Origin of the sequence: Agrococcus jejuensis, assembly GCF_007679035.1 — a bacterium.
Classification (GTDB): Bacteria; Actinomycetota; Actinomycetes; order Actinomycetales; family Microbacteriaceae; genus Agrococcus; species Agrococcus jejuensis_A.
Genome location: NZ_VEFR01000001.1, coordinates 1,307,146 through 1,321,358, shown reverse-complemented (window position 1 = coordinate 1,321,358; position 14,213 = coordinate 1,307,146). Strand labels below are relative to the sequence as shown.

At 73.7% G+C, this 14,213-nt stretch carries 16 protein-coding genes; 7 read left to right on the top strand and 9 right to left on the bottom strand.

The genetic code is table 11. The annotated features are described in order from the left end of the window. The first annotated feature begins 41 nt into the window (after nt 1-41). Both cysK and cysE read left to right on the top strand, forming a co-directional pair. Nucleotides 42-971, top strand: coding sequence for a cysteine synthase A (gene cysK / locus FS793_RS06380; protein ID WP_144719579.1), 930 nt, complete (start codon nt 42-44; stop codon nt 969-971). A 5-nt stretch (nt 972-976) separates the two neighbouring features. Further along, on the top strand, nt 977-1,507 hold the full coding sequence (gene cysE / locus FS793_RS06375; RefSeq protein WP_440130448.1) for a serine O-acetyltransferase: 531 nt from the start codon (nt 977-979) through the stop codon (nt 1,505-1,507). Nucleotides 1,508-1,511: 4 nt separating this feature from the next. Here cysE and FS793_RS06370 read toward each other — a convergent pair whose 3' ends face one another. Then, nucleotides 1,512-1,979: an AAA family ATPase gene (locus FS793_RS06370; RefSeq protein ID WP_144719578.1), complete on the bottom strand. Its 468-nt coding sequence runs from the start codon at nt 1,977-1,979 to the stop codon at nt 1,512-1,514. Between the two features lie 45 nt (nt 1,980-2,024). On the opposite strand from FS793_RS06370, the gene FS793_RS06365 reads away from it, so the two are divergent. Beyond that, nucleotides 2,025-2,483, top strand: coding sequence for a hypothetical protein (locus FS793_RS06365; protein ID WP_144719577.1), 459 nt, complete (start codon nt 2,025-2,027; stop codon nt 2,481-2,483). A gap of 114 nt (nt 2,484-2,597) precedes the next feature. Here FS793_RS06365 and FS793_RS06360 read toward each other — a convergent pair whose 3' ends face one another. From FS793_RS06360 to FS793_RS06350, 3 genes are read right to left on the bottom strand one after another with little or no spacing between them, the layout of a single operon-like run. Then, complete coding sequence (locus tag FS793_RS06360) at nt 2,598-3,362, bottom strand: SCO1664 family protein (RefSeq protein ID WP_144719807.1); 765 nt, start codon at nt 3,360-3,362, stop codon at nt 2,598-2,600. Then, nucleotides 3,362-3,919: a DUF3090 domain-containing protein gene (locus FS793_RS06355; protein WP_144719576.1), complete on the bottom strand. Its 558-nt coding sequence runs from the start codon at nt 3,917-3,919 to the stop codon at nt 3,362-3,364. Before FS793_RS06355 ends, FS793_RS06360 begins: the two co-directional genes overlap by 1 nt. 10 nt (nt 3,920-3,929) lie before the next feature. Then, nucleotides 3,930-4,646: an MSMEG_4193 family putative phosphomutase gene (locus FS793_RS06350; protein WP_144719575.1), complete on the bottom strand. Its 717-nt coding sequence runs from the start codon at nt 4,644-4,646 to the stop codon at nt 3,930-3,932. A 69-nt stretch (nt 4,647-4,715) separates the two neighbouring features. Here FS793_RS06350 and FS793_RS16575 point away from each other — a divergent pair, with 69 nt between their 5' ends. Further along, complete coding sequence (locus FS793_RS16575) at nt 4,716-4,847, top strand: hypothetical protein (protein ID WP_260980047.1); 132 nt, start codon at nt 4,716-4,718, stop codon at nt 4,845-4,847. Nucleotides 4,848-4,993: 146 nt separating this feature from the next. Here FS793_RS16575 and FS793_RS06345 read toward each other — a convergent pair whose 3' ends face one another. Further along, nucleotides 4,994-5,752 (bottom strand): IclR family transcriptional regulator, encoded by a 759-nt coding sequence (locus FS793_RS06345; protein ID WP_144719574.1) that lies wholly within the window; start codon nt 5,750-5,752, stop codon nt 4,994-4,996. A 142-nt stretch (nt 5,753-5,894) separates the two neighbouring features. On the opposite strand from FS793_RS06345, the gene FS793_RS06340 reads away from it, so the two are divergent. The 3 genes from FS793_RS06340 to FS793_RS06330 are packed head-to-tail and all read left to right on the top strand — an operon-like array spanning nt 5,895 to nt 9,498. Then, nucleotides 5,895-7,340 (top strand): GntP family permease, encoded by a 1,446-nt coding sequence (locus FS793_RS06340; protein WP_222123696.1) that lies wholly within the window; start codon nt 5,895-5,897, stop codon nt 7,338-7,340. An 11-nt stretch (nt 7,341-7,351) separates the two neighbouring features. Further along, a complete protein-coding gene (locus tag FS793_RS06335; protein WP_144719806.1) occupies nt 7,352-8,587 on the top strand; it encodes a CaiB/BaiF CoA transferase family protein in 1,236 nt (411 codons plus the stop codon). After that, on the top strand, nt 8,584-9,498 hold the full coding sequence (locus FS793_RS06330; protein ID WP_144719572.1) for a hydroxymethylglutaryl-CoA lyase: 915 nt from the start codon (nt 8,584-8,586) through the stop codon (nt 9,496-9,498). Before FS793_RS06335 ends, FS793_RS06330 begins: the two co-directional genes overlap by 4 nt. A 5-nt stretch (nt 9,499-9,503) precedes the next feature. Here the strand turns inward: FS793_RS06330 and FS793_RS06325 are convergent, their stop codons facing one another. The 4 genes from FS793_RS06325 to FS793_RS06310 are packed head-to-tail and all read right to left on the bottom strand — an operon-like array spanning nt 9,504 to nt 14,152. Continuing rightward, nucleotides 9,504-10,385, bottom strand: a complete 882-nt coding sequence (locus FS793_RS06325; RefSeq protein ID WP_144719571.1) for a metallophosphoesterase — start codon at nt 10,383-10,385, stop codon at nt 9,504-9,506. Further along, nucleotides 10,382-11,377: a LacI family DNA-binding transcriptional regulator gene (locus FS793_RS06320; protein ID WP_144719570.1), complete on the bottom strand. Its 996-nt coding sequence runs from the start codon at nt 11,375-11,377 to the stop codon at nt 10,382-10,384. Before FS793_RS06320 ends, FS793_RS06325 begins: the two co-directional genes overlap by 4 nt. Then, on the bottom strand, nt 11,370-13,157 hold the full coding sequence (locus FS793_RS06315; RefSeq protein ID WP_260980046.1) for an ABC transporter permease: 1,788 nt from the start codon (nt 13,155-13,157) through the stop codon (nt 11,370-11,372). Before FS793_RS06315 ends, FS793_RS06320 begins: the two co-directional genes overlap by 8 nt. Then, complete coding sequence (locus FS793_RS06310; protein WP_144719569.1) at nt 13,154-14,152, bottom strand: ABC transporter ATP-binding protein; 999 nt, start codon at nt 14,150-14,152, stop codon at nt 13,154-13,156. Before FS793_RS06310 ends, FS793_RS06315 begins: the two co-directional genes overlap by 4 nt. Nucleotides 14,153-14,213 lie beyond the last annotated feature (61 nt).

Below are 14,213 nucleotides of genomic sequence, written 5' to 3'. Positions count from 1 at the left end.
AGCATCATCACGACTGCTTCTCCCCCGTGAAAGGCTTACCTATGGCTCGCATCTACGACGACGTGACGGCCACGATCGGCGGCACGCCGCTCGTCCGACTGCAGCGCGTCGACGACACCCACGCCACGATCCTCGCGAAGCTCGAGTACTTCAACCCGGGCGCCAGCGTGAAGGACCGCATCGGCAAGGCGATCATCGAGGCCGCGGAGGCCTCGGGCGAGCTGCAGCCCGGCGGCACGATCGTCGAGGGCACGAGCGGCAACACCGGCATCGCGCTCGCGCTCGTCGGCGCCGCGAAGGGCTACCGCGTCATCCTGTCGATGCCCGAGACCATGTCGGTCGAGCGCCGCGCCGTGCTCAAGGCGCTCGGCGCCGAGCTCGTGCTCACGCCCGGCTCCGAGGGCATGCGCGGCGCCGTCGAGCGCGCCGCCCAGATCGTCGAGGAGACGCCCGGCGCCATCCTCGCGCGCCAGTTCGACAACCCGGCGAACCCGAAGGTGCACCGCGAGACCACCGCCGAGGAGATCTGGGCCGACACCGACGGCGAGGTCGACATCTTCGTCGCCGGCATCGGCACGGGCGGCACCATCACGGGCGCCGGCGCACGCCTCAAGGAGCTGAAGCCCGAGGTCCAGGTCATCGCGGTCGAGCCCATCGACTCGCCGCTGCTCACGCAGGGCACGGCAGGCCCGCACAAGATCCAGGGCATCGGCGCGAACTTCGTGCCGTCGATCCTCGACCGCGAGGTCTACGACGAGGTCGTCGACGTCGCGCTCGACGACGCCGTGCGCGTCGCGCGTCAGCTGTCGGCCGAGGAGGGCATCTTCTCGGGCATCTCCTCCGGCGCCATCGTGTGGGCCGCCCTCGAGGTCGCCCGCCGCCCCGAGAACGCGGGCAAGACCATCGTCGCCATCATCTGCGACACGGGCGAGCGCTACCTGTCGAACCCGATCTACGCCGACCTGGCCTGATCGAGGTGCTGGGGATCCGCGAGGACATCCGGAACGCGCAGCTGCGCGATCCGGCGGCTCGCGGCGCCCTGGAGGTGTGGCTCACCTACTCGACCCTGCACGCCGTGTGGGGCCACCGGTGGCACCACTGGCTCTGGCGGCGCGGGCTGCGCTTCGCGGCCCGCGCCGGCAGCCAATGGATGCGGTTCCTCACGGGCGTCGAGATCCATCCGGGCGCGACGCTCGGCAGGCGCCTGCTCATCGACCACGGCATGGGCGTCGTCATCGGCGAGACCGCGGTCGTCGGCGACGACTGCCTCATCTACCACCAGGTGACGCTGGGCGGCACGTCGGCGGCGGGCGGGCGCCGGCATCCCGTGCTCGGCGACCGCGTCACCGTGGGCGCCGGGGCGAAGGTGCTCGGGCCCATCGTGCTCGGCGACGACGTGAAGGTCGGCGCGAACGCGGTCGTCGTGCGCGACGCCCCCTCGGGCGTCACGCTCGTGGGCGTGCCGGCCTCGGTCGCCCGCTCGGGGTCGATCGAGTACCAGATCTAGGCGCTCAGCCCGTCACGACGACGCGAGCCCGCTCGTCGGGATGCGGCGGCTCGACCGACGCGACGTACGCCTCGAGCGCGTCCCGGTCGAGCGTGAACGCGTTGGGGTCGTCGCGGCCCGCGCGCTGCTGGATGCGCGCCCACAGCACGTCGGTGGGCGCCGTGAGCACGACGAGGTCGACGCTCGCGCCCGCCGCCTCGGCAGCCTCGCGCCACGCGTCGCGGAACGGCCGCGTGGTGAGCGACAGGTCGACGACGACGGGGCGACCGTCGGCGATCGCATCCACCATGCGCCGCTTGAGCTCGGACTCGAGGCGCTCGATGACCTCGACGGGCGGGAAGGCGCCCCGGTAGCCGGCGGCCCACTGCGCCTCGTCCATCGACAGTCGCACCGCGCCGGCGGCCTCGAGCGCTCGCGCCATCGTGGTCTTGCCCGTCGCGGTCGGGCCGCTCAGCAGCGTGACGAGGGGCATGCGGCGAGCCTAGGCCGCACGGTCGCGGTGCGGGATGCTGGGGACATGCGCGTGGTGCTCGATCTCGTCCTCGACTGCGACGTCGATCGCGCGTGGGCGCTGCTGCACGCACCCGCCGCCATGCGCTTCGCGATGGCGCCCGTGCTCGTGCCGACGCCCGTCGACGGCGCCTGGCCCGACCGCTGGCCCGACGCGACGCCCGTCGAGCTCGACACGAGGATGCTCGGCGTGCCCTCCGGCCGCATGACCGTCGAGCTGCACGACGAGGTGCGCGGCGACGTGCGCATCGTGCACGACCGCGGCGGACCGGTCTCGGGACCCCTCGACGGGCTCTCGTCGTGGCGGCACCGCATGGCCGTGTCGCCGCTGCCCGACGGCCGCTGCCGCTTCCGCGACCGGCTCGACGTCGGCGGCGCCGCGGCCCCCGCGATGTGGCCGACGCTCTGGGCGCTGTGGCAGTGGCGCGGGCATCGACTGCAGGTGCTGGCGCGGCGCGAGTCCTGACGGTACGAGCCGACTCCCCCACCGGATGGCCGAGGAGCGGGCGAGCCCGAAGGTCGAGCACGCGTCACGGGACCACGTGACCGCCGCTCCTGCCCAGCCACGCGCGTGGTCCCGTCAGAACGGCGGCCAGGGCACCGCCGGGCGGCCCGGGCGAGGCTCGGGGAAGGTCCCGCGCGCGAGCAGCGCCTCGCACCGGGCCGCGAGCGCGTCGACCTCGCTCGATGCGAGGAGCGCGTCGAGCACCTCGCCGAGCTCGCCGTCGAGCGCCGCGATCACCCGACGGATGCCCGCGACCTCCTCGTCGGAGAACGGCTCGTCGATCCATCCCCACAGCACCGTGCGCAGCTTGTGGTCGACGTGCATCGTGAGCCCGTGGTCGATGCCGTGGCGATGCCCGTCCGCCCGCTCGAGCACATGCCCGCCCTTGCGGTCGGCGTTGTTCGTCACGAGATCGAGCACGGCGATGCGGCGGAGCGCCGCCGTGTCCTCGTGCACCAGCGCCACGGGCTCGTCGTCGATGCCGACGCCGTCGAGCACGTGCAGCATCCCCTCGGGGACGGCGTCGGCGGGCACGAGCACGATGGCCGGCTGCTCGGGATCCGTCTCGACCCAGCGCTGCAGCATGCCGATCCCGGCGGGACCGTCGACGAGCCGCGTCTCGGGCACGACGTCCCACCCCGTGGCGCGGGAGACGGCGTAGGCGGCGACCTCGCGCGCCGCGAGCGTGCCGTCGGGGAAGTCGTGCAGGGGACGCTCGCCCGCGACCGGCTTGTACACGACCGGCAGCGCGTCGAGCTCGCCCACGAGCACGGCGTTCGACGCCGAGACGATGCGGCCCGTGAGGACGAGCCGGTCGCCGACCGGCTCGGGCTCGGCGATCACGACAGGTCGTCGGGGACGCCGCACTCGTGGCTCCCGTCGGGCTCCATCGGCTCCTCGCACAGCGGGCAGAGCGGCCGACCCGACGCCACGACCTCGCGGGTGCGCAGCGCGAACGCCCTCGCGGATCCGACCGGGATGCGCACGACGAGCCGCTCGTCTGGCTCCGGCGCCGCATCCATGCCGTCCTCGTCGTCGTCCTCGACGGCGAGCGGCAGCGCCTCGATGACGATCTGCGCCGTCGAGGGATCCCAGCCGAGCCCCATGCGGCCCACTCGGAACCGCTCGATGACCGGCGCGTCGAGCGGCTCGTCGTCGCGCAGCTCGACGGGCGTGCCCTCGGGGACGTGGAACGGGTTGCCGTCCTGCGTCCGCAGCTCGTCGAGCACGCGGTCGATCTCGAGCGCGAGCAGCGCCGTCTGCTGCTTCTCGAGCGCGACGCTCACGACCTCGCGGCCGTCGCGCACCTGCAGGTAGAACGTGCGCGCGCCGGGCTCGCCGACGGTGCCGACGACGAATCGGTCTGGCCAGTCGAATCCGTGCACCACCGGGGACATGCCTCCCATGCTACGAGCGCGGAGCCTGCGGGCCGGCACCGCCGCCGACGACCGCGTCGTCACGGGACGCGCCGTCGACCTCCTCGACGCGCGGTCGCAGCCACGCGAGGTCGCCGGCGTGCGTGTTGCTGCCCAGCACCTGCGGCCTGCTCGCGCCGTAGCGCACGATCGACACGGAGGCCGGGTCGACGTGCAGGCGCTGGAAGTGGTCGAGATGCATGCCGAGCGCGTCGGCGAGGATCGCCTTGAGCACGTCGCCGTGGCTCACCGCGACCCAGACGGCCTCCTGCCCGTGCTCGGCGAGCACCTCGGCGTCGATGCGGCGGATCGCCTCGACGGCCCGCGCATGCATCGCGAGCATCGACTCCCCCGCTGGGAACGTCGCGGCCGACGGCGTCGACTGCACGACCCGCCACAGGTCCTCGCGGGCGAGCTCGGCGAGCGGTCGGCCCTGCCAGTCCCCGTAGTCGCATTCGCTCAGTCCCGGCTCGATCGTCGAGGCGGGTGCGACCACCTGCCTGCCGAGGATGGCGTCCGCCGTCTCGCGGCACCGCTCGAGCGGGCTCGAGACCACGCGCACGACGGGCACCGCAGCGATCCGGTCGGCCGCGGCCGCCGCCTGGCCGACGCCGACGTCGTCGAGGCGCACGCCGGGCATGCGACCGGCGAGGACGCCGGAGGCGTTGGCGGTGGTGCGTCCGTGACGGACGAGCAGCACGGTGGGCATGCGTCGAGCCTAGGCGGCGTGCAGCGCACGCATGCGAGTCTGGCGGGACCATCGATCGAGGGAGCGGGGATGGACCTCGAGGTGCGCAGCCACCGAGGCATGCGCTGGTGGACGCTCGACGAGCTGCGCACCACCGCCGCGACGGTCTCCCCGGCCGACCTCGCCGAGCTCGTGGAGGCCGCGCTCGCCGACTCGGCGTGAGCCATGCGCACCTGAGCGGTGCCCATCCCCGCATGCGTGACTGCCGGCTCGCTCGTGTGCGCATCTCCCCGCCGCATCCGCGCCGTGGCGGATCGCCGAGTGGCATGCACCCTCGGCGGCGCGCTTCGCCGCGGATCCGGCGGCGATCAGGCGGGCGCGCGCCCGCCGAGCGATGCCGTGACGCCCTCGGCGGCCGCGACGACGGCGTCGACCATCGACGCGCACGCCTCGAGCGGCATGCGCAGCGTCGGGCCCATGACCGTGAGGGCGCCGACGACCTGCGCGTGCGCGTCGAACACGGGCGCCGAGACCCCCGACGCCGCCTCGACGCGCTCGCCGATCGTGATGGCGTAGCCCTGCGCGCGCGTCTCGGCCGCGACGGCGCGCAGCGCCTCCGCCTGGGTGATCGTCGCGTCGGTGAGCGCGGGCAGCGGGCCGGCGGCGACGACGTCGAGCAGCGCGGCGTCCCACGCGAGCAGCACGCGACCCGCGCTGCCCACGTGCAGCGGCTGGATGCGGCCGACGTACATCTCGCGCTTGAGGCCGTGCCGCGTCTCGGCGACGCCGATGCACACGCGCGAGCCCTGCTCGGCACGGAAGCAGCACGCGGTCTCGCCCGTCGCGTCGCGCAGCGCCTCGAGCTGCGGCGCGAGCAGCTCGACGAGGTCGCGCGCCCGCGTGGCCGGTCCCGCCCAGTACGCCATGCGCGCGCCGATGCGGAAGGCGTCGCCCTGGCGATCGAGGAAGCCGTGCTCGACGAGGTTCTGCAGCAGCCGGTGGGCCGTCGACGAGGGCAGACCGGTCGCCTGACGGATCTCCGCGGCGGTGCGCACGGGAGCCGCGAGCGTGAACGCGTCGAGGATGTTGCGGATCTTGCCCAGCACGAGGAGCGGCTGCTCTGCCATGGCGCCGATCGTACGCGGCGACACGCCGCGCGGGTACCCATCTGATGGGATGCATGCCACGATGTGGCAATCGCGATGCTGGCCATCGCGAAGCCGCGGCACTCGACGAGGAGCGCCGCATCCCTCGACGAGGAGGAACGAAGTGCCCGACTGGTACACGCTGACCGTGGTCGGCGCCGTCATCCTGGCGGTGGTCGTCGTCATCGTGCGATTCCGCATCAATCCCGTCATCGCCCTCGCGCTCGGCGCAGCGGCGATCGGCCTGCTCACGGGGCTCGGCCCCGTCGACACCGTCTCGGTCATGACGCAGGGCTTCGGCGACGTGATGATGGAGGCCGGCCTGCTCATCGCGTGGGGCGTGCTCATCGGCTCGATGCTCAACGAGATGGGCGCGATCACGCGCCTCGTCGAGTCGCTGCTGCGCGTCTTCGGCAGGCGGGGCGTGCCCTACGCGCTCGGCCTGTCGTTCGCGACGTACCTGCAGACGATCTTCGTCGACGCCATGATCGTGATCGCCGCGCCGCTGGCCCGCCGCATCGCGCCGCGCCTGGGCAAGGCCGGCACGGGCATCATGGCCGCGACGTTCGCCATCAGCCTCGAGGTCGGCATCGTCATGATGGTGCCCGGCTTCGCCGCCGTCGCCCTCGCGGGCCTGCTGGGCGTGCCGCTCGGCATCATGCTGCTCGGCGGCCTCGCGGTCGTCGTGCCCACCGTCATCCTCGCGATCCTCGTCATGAGCGTGCTCTTCCGCCTCGGGTTCTGGAAGCCCGCCACCGACGAGCAGCAGCTCATCAGCGACGGCGAGGAGGTCGCCGAGCAGTCCGCGAGCCAGGGCGTCGGCAGCGCCCGCTCGGTGGGCGGCGACCACGGCGACCGGTCGACGACGTCGATCGCGACCGTCGACGGGTCGACGCGCCAGGAGGGTCCGCGCGATCCGGCATCCGTGCCGCTGCTCGCGCTGTTCGGCCCGATGCTCGCCGCCCTCGCGCTCATCGCCGTGCAGGCGGTGCTCACGGTGGTCGAGGTCGAGCTGCCCGCGATGCAGTTCCTCGGCAACCCCGTCATCGCCCTGCTGCTCGCCGTCATCGCCACGGGCCTCGTCGGCCGGGCGACGGTCGGCACGCCGCGCGTCGAGCGCGCGCTCGTGCGCGGCTTCCAGGACGGCGGGCAGATCTTCGTGCTCACGGGCGTCGGCGGCGCCCTCGCCGCCGTCATCGCCGAGGGCGACCTCGGCGCGATCCTGCAGGGCTACTTCTCGGCCACGACCGTCGCGCCGCTGCTCGTCGTGTGGGTCATGGCGGCCGTGCTGCACATCGCGGTCGGCTCCGTCACGCTCTCGGCCATCACCGCCGCGGGCATCCTCGGCCCCGTCGCCGCCACGCTCGGCCTGAACCCGCTGCTCATCGCCCTCGCGGCCGGTGCGGGCGCGCTCTTCTGCATCCACGTGACGTCGAACACGTTCTGGCTGCTGCAGTCCTTCCTCGGCCAGTCGGTGCGGGGCGCGCTGAAGTCGGTCACGGTCGCCGTCTCGGTCGCCTCGGTCATCGCCCTCGGCATGACCCTGATCCTGTCGATCTTCGTCTCGTGACGAGCACGGGGATGGACGCGGCCGCCGGTCCGCTCGCAGGCGTGCGGGTCGTCGAGCTCGGCAACTACATCGCGGCGCCCACGACGGGTCGCCTGCTGGCGGACTTCGGCGCCGACGTCGTGAAGGTGGAGCGGCCGCGCACGGGCGACGAGCTGCGCCGCTGGCGGCTGCGCTCGGGCACGACGTCGATGCTGCACCGCACGATCAACCGGTCGAAGCGCTCGATCGTCGCCGACCTGCGCAGCGACGAGGGGCGCGACCTCGTGCTCGACCTCGTGCGGCGCTCCGACGTGCTGCTCGAGAACTTCCGCCCGGGCACGCTCGAGCGATGGGGCCTCGACGCCGCGGCGCTCGAGGCTGCGAACCCTGACCTGGTGGTCGTGCGCATCTCGGCGTTCGGGCAGACGGGACCGCTCTCCCCCAGGCCGGGCTTCGCCGCCGTGGCCGAGGCGGCGGGAGGCTTCCGCGAGCTCGTCGGGGAGCCGGGCCGTGCGCCGAGTCGCACGGGCGTGTCGATCGGCGACACCATCGCGGGCCTCTACGGCGCGTTCGGCGCCGTCATGGCGCTGCTCGAGCGCGAGACGACCCGCGCATCCCGCGGCCACGCGCATCTCGCGATCGACCGACGCACGATCGACGTCGCGCTCAACGAGGCGATGCTGTCGGTCACGGAGTCGCTCGTGCCCGAGTGGTCGGCGTACGGCGTGCGCCGCGAGCGCACGGGCGGTCGCATGGAGGGCATCGCGCCGTCGAACGCGTACCTGTGCGCCGACGGCCGCAGCATCGTGGTGGCGGGCAACGGCGACGGCATCTACCAGCGGTACATGCGCGCGATCGACCGGCCCGACCTCGCCGACGACCCGACGCTGCAGTCGAACGACGGGCGGTGGGCGGCGCGGGATGCGCTCGACGAGGCCATCGGCGCATGGGCGGCCGCGCGCTCGAGCGTCGAGGCGCTCGCGGCGCTCGACGCCGCCGACGTGCCGTCGGGGCCGATCGCGACGGCCGAGGACCTGTGCGCCGACGAGCAGCTCGCGGCGCGCGGCATGATCCAGCGCCTCGACGTCGACGACGGCGAGCGCGACCTGCCCGCGACGGCCTTCCCTGGCGTCGTGCCGGTGCTGGGGCCCCGGTCGCTGCCCATCCGCCACGCGGGGCCCGACCTGGGCGCGCACACGGGCGAGGTGCTGCGAGAGCTGGGATGGAGCGACGCGCGCGTCGCCGACTACGAGGAGCGGATGCGATGACCGTGCAGATCCGAGACGTCACGCTGCGGGACGGCCTGCAGCTCGTCGGGCGGCCGCTGCCGACCGAGCGCAAGGTGCGCCTCGTGCGCGAGCTGCTCGCGCTCGGCGTCGAGCACGTCGAGGTGGGCTCGATGGCGCGGCCCGACCTCGTGCCGACGCTCGCCGACACGCTCGACGTCGTCGCCGAGCTCTCGGACGACGAGCGCGACCGCGCGTGGGTGTGGGTCGCGACGCCGCGGCACGTCGAGCGCGCCGCCGCGGCGGGCGTGCGGCGGTTCCAGTACTGCCTGTCGGCCTCGGATGCGCACAATCGCGCGAACGTGGGCCGAGACACCGAGGCCTCCGTCGCGGCCTTCCCCGATGCGCTCGCCGCCGCGCAGGCGGTGGGCGGCACGGTGCAGCTGTGCATCGCGACGGCGTTCACGTGCCCGTTCGACGGCGAGGTGCCGCTGGAGCGCGTGCTGTCGATCGTCGACGACCCGCGCACGGAAGGCGCGGTCGACGTCGTCATCGCCGACACGCTCGGGCAGGCGCATCCGGGCGAGGTGCGCCGCCGCATCGCCGAGACCGCGCGGCTGCGCCCGGGGCTCGGCCTCGTGTTCCACGGTCACGACACGTGGGGCAACGGCGTCGCGAACGCCCTCGCCGCCGTCGAGGGCGGTGCGACGGTCGTCGACGGCGCGCTCGGCGGCCTCGGCGGCTGCCCGTTCGCGCCGGGTGCCTCCGGCAACACCGCGACCGAGGACCTCGTGTTCGGCCTGCGCCCGTCGTGGGCGACGCCGGATGCCTTCGGCGAGCTCGTGCGACTCGGCGAGGAGGTCACGACGACCCTCGCGGAGCCCGACCGCGCTCGCTCGCAGGCGGGTGCCCGCAGCGGCGCGCACGCGTTCGGCTGGGTCGTCGACGGCTGACGCCGCTAGGCGCGGCGCACGATGCCTGCCGCAGCGAGGCGACGGTCGACCTCCGGCTGGGGCACGCGCTCGCCGACGGTGTCGTGCGCGCGCACGGGAGCGACGGCGTGCACGACCGTCTCCGGCAGCACGTGCACGAGCGCGAGAGCCTGCTCGCCATCCTGCCCGCGGGTGCCGCCGCCGGCGGCCAGGAGATCCTGCGTGTAGGCGAGTCCCGCTGCGACGTGCACGGGGATGCCGGCGAACGTCGACGACGTCGTGTGGTGGACGTGCCCCGCGAGGATCGCGCGCACGTCGCTCCCCCGCAGCACCTCGGCGAGCCGGTCCTGCTCCCTGAGCTCGACCGTGAGCGCGAGGTCGAGGATGGTCGGCGCCGGCGGGTGGTGCAGCACGAGGATCGTGCCGAGCGGCACGGGCGAGGCGAGCTCGCCGGCCAGCCAGGCGAGCTGGTCGTCGTCGACGGCACCCCAGTGCGCGCCGGGCACGCTCGAGTCGAGCACGACGACGCGCAGGTCGCCGATCCTGTGCACGGACCGGACGGGTCGGTCGGCCGGCTCGGAGTGGTCGCCCAGCAGATGCGCGCGGAGCGAGGCGCGGTCGTCGTGGTTGCCGGTGGCGACGACGAGCTCGGCACCGAGGCGCTCGGCGACGGGCTCGACGAGCCCGCGCAGGCGCGCATAGGCCTCGGGCTCGCCGCGATCGGCGAGGTCGCCCGAGAGCACGAGCGCGTCGGGTCGCACCCCGGAGGCCTCGAGCCGGTCGAGTGCACGCACGAGCGCGGCGGTCGAGTCGACGGCGCCGTACAGCGGCGAGCCGTCGCCGGTGATGTGCAGGTCGGTGAGATGGGCGAGCACGACGCTCGCTGCCGGGAACTCGGTGGTGATCATCGATCCTCCGCGGGTGTCAGGGTGCGTCCGACGAGCAGCTCGCCCCGCCAGCGCCGATGGATGGGGGCGTCGACGACGCCATCGAGCAGCGCGGCGATGCGGGCGACGCCCGCGTCGGCCGCGGCCTCGACGGGCACGCGCACCGTCGTGAGGCCCAGGAGGTCGACGCCGGGCAGGATGCCGTCCCAACCGGTCGTCGCGCAGGCGCGGCCGGCGGCGGCGAGCGCGCGCAGCACGGCGAGCTGCCGCGTGTCGGAGGCGCAGAGCACCGCGGTCGCTCCGGCGTCGACCGCGGCGAGGGCCGCCCCCACGCCGTCGTCGGGCGCCGCCCCCGTCGCGACGCGGTCGATGCGCACGCCCTCGAGGCCGTCGACGAGCGCGTCGGCACGTGCGTGCTCGCCGTACGACGTCGCGGCGTCCGCGCCGAGCACGACCACGCGCCGATGGCCGAGCGCGCGCACGCGGTCGGCGAGCAGTCGGCCGTGCCACGCCTCGTCGTACGCTTCGGCGTGGATGCGGTCGCTCGGCTCGTCTCGGCCGATCCGCACGATCGGCACCTCGCTGGCGAACGGCTCGAGCCGCGCGGACTCGACGCCGCCCGTCGCCACGAGCAGCCCGGCCACGCGCATCCCCAGCAGTCGGCGCAGCCCCTGCACCTGCTGCGCACCTGCGGGGTCGGCCCCGATCGTCACGGTCACGAGGTCGAGGTCCGCGTCGCGCGCGGCGAGCTCGATGCGCGAGAACAGCGCGCCGTAGACGGGGTTCGCCGCGTCGCGCAGCATGAGCCCGACGACGCCGGTGCCTCCAGCCGCGAGGTCGGCCGCGGCGAGGTTCGGCACGTAGCCGAGCCGCGCGGCGACCTCCTCGACCCGCGTCCGCGTCTCCTCGGCGATGCGGCCGTGGCCGCGGAGCGCGCGCGTCGCCGTGGAGCGCGAGACCCCGGCCTCGCGCGCGACGTCCTCGACCGTGACCCCGAGCTGCCGGTCAGCCACGCCGCCTCCGCAGGCCGCGCCCGTAGACGAGCCAGAGCACGAAGCCCTGCACGAGCATGAGCAGCACGGTGTAGACGAACGTGATCGACATGGCCTGCACGTTGGCGTCGCCCTCGGTCGCCCGTCGGATCGCGATGCCCAGGGGCTCCGCCAGCGGGTGGTAGAGGAACACGGCGGCATCGTAGTCGTCGACGAGGCTCGTGAAGTTGAGGGCCGTCACCGCCGCCATCGTCGGGGCGATGATCGGGATGACGACGCGCCGGATCGTCGTGAGCTGGCCGGCGCCGAGGATGCGAGCGGCATCCTCGAACTCGTCGGGCACGGCCGCGAACGCCGCCTTCAGCAGGCGCAGGGTGAAGGGGATCTTCACGATGACGTAGGCGATGCCGAGGATGACGATCGTGCCCTGCAGCACCTGGCCGCCGACGAGCCATTGCGGCCGGTCGAAGGTCATGACGAGCCCGAGCGCGATGAGGATCGTCGGCAGGATCCACGGGATGTGCAGCACGTACTCGATGACGCTCGAGAGCCTGCCGCGCCAGGTGGTGAGGGCGCGCGACACGAGCACGAGTCCGAGCACGACGACGACCGAGGCGATCGCCGAGTACGCGACCGAGACGAGGAACGGCGACAGCGCGTCGGGCTGCGTGAGCACGGTCGCCCAATGCTCGATCGTGAGGTCGTCGAGCCCGATGGAGCCGCCCTGCACCGCACGGGCGTCGGCGAACGAGAAGAGCACCGCGCACAGCACGGGGAACACGTACACGGCCCACAGCGCCCAGGCGAGCACGTGCATGACGATCGAGCCCCAGCGGGTGCGGAACGCCTGCGGCTCGAGCGGCGAGGCGACCTTCGCGACGGCGAAGTAGGTGCCGCCGCGCTCGACGCGGTTGAGGATCGCGAGCAGCACGATGGTCGCGAGTCCGAGCAGGATCGCGAGGAGCGCCGCGATGTCGCGCGACGTCGCGGTGCGCGAGAAGGAGAGGATCATCGGCGCGACGGTCTGGAAGTCCTGCCCGCCGAGCACGAGCGGGGCCGTGAGGGCACCGAGACCCGTGAGGAAGACGAGCACCGTCACGGCGAAGATCATGGGTCGCAGCGTCGGCAGCACGATCCGGCGCAGGATCGTCCAGTTCGAGGCGCCCATGAGCCGTGCGGCCTCGATCGACTGGTGGTCGATCTTCGCGAGCGCGGAGGACAGGAACAGCATGTGGTTCGTCGTGGTCGCGAAGGTCATGACGAGCACGACCGCCATGAAGCCCGAGAACCAGTCGCGATCCATCTCCGGCCAGACGTTGGCGACGGCGTTCGTGACGAAGCCGTAGCGGCCGTAGATGAACGCGTAGCCGGTGGCGAGCACGATGCCGCCGTAGATGAACGTGGTGGCGTAGCCGAGCCACAGCACGCGCCGGGCGCGCATCTTGAACCAGCCCGTCACGAGCACGATGAAGATGCCGACGACGTTGACGGTGACGGCGAGCGTCGCCGCCAGCGCCACGCTGTTGCCGAGCGAGCGCAGCGCGCGCTCGCTCGAGAGCAGCCGCTCGACCGCCGAGAGCGAGAGCTCGCCGTCGGGCGCGAACGTCGCCTGCAGCAGCGTCACGTTCGGCATCACGAGGAACGTCGCCGAGAACCACAGCGTGCCGATGACGACGCCGATGCCGAGGGGCGAGCGCAGCATGCGCGCCGTCGCGCCGCGCGGCCTGCGCACGGGCTGCTGCGGCGTCATGCCGGCGTCGGCGGGCGTGCGCGGCTCGGTCGCCGACTGCGCGGCGCTCATGCCGCGACCGGGAACCGGTGGACGCGCTCGGCGTCGAGCACGACCTGCACGGAGTCTCCGAGCGACAGCGCGGCGGCAGCGGCGCTCGCCGACTCGACGCGGAGCACCGAGCCGGCCAGCTCGAGCTCGAGCAGCGTGGCGGCCCCGCGGTAGGCGTGCTCGCGCACGATGCCCTCGATGCCGCCCGACTCGACGAGCGCGACGTGCTCGGGCCGCACCCACGCGTCGAGATCCCCCGCGAGCTCCTCAGGGGCCAGCGCTGCGCGCTGCGCGGGCGTGAGGCGCGTCGCCTCGCCGACGAAGTCGCACACGAACGCCGTCGTCGGCTGCTCGTAGATCTCGCGTGGCGCCCCGAGCTGCTCGAGGGTGCCCTCCGACAGCACCGCGATGCGGTCGGAGAGCGCGAGCGCCTCCTCCTGGTCGTGCGTCACGTAGACCGTCGTGATGCCCACCTCGCGCTGCAGTCGCTGCAGCTCGCCGCGCAGCTGCACGCGCAGCTTGGCGTCGAGGTTCGACAGGGGCTCGTCGAGCAGCAGGATGCTGGGCTCGAGCACGAGCGCGCGCGCGATCGCCACGCGCTGCTGCTGGCCGCCCGACAGCTCCGAGACGCCGCGGCCGAGCTGCTCGGGCTTGAGCCCGACCTGCTCGGCGGCGCGATCGACGCGCTCGCGCTGCTCCGCCTTCGCCACGCGCTGGACCGCGAGCCCGAACGCGATGTTGTCGCGCACGGTCATGCTCGGGAACAACGCGTAGCTCTGGAAGACCATGCCGACGCCGCGCTGCTCGCTCGGCACGCGCGTCACGTCCCTGCCTGCGACGTGCACGCTGCCGGAGGTCGGCTCGACGAAGCCCGCGAGGGCGCGCAGCGCCGTGGTCTTGCCGCAGCCGGAGGGGCCGAGCAGCGTGCAGAACTCGCCCTCGGCGATCTCGAGGTCGAGGCCGTGCAGCGCGACGTGGTCGCCGAACGCGACCCGGACGCCGTCGAATCGGATCATGGGGTGCTCCTCCTGGCCGACGCCGCCGGCCGGTGGGGCGTCGCCTCGCGGCCGGGACGGA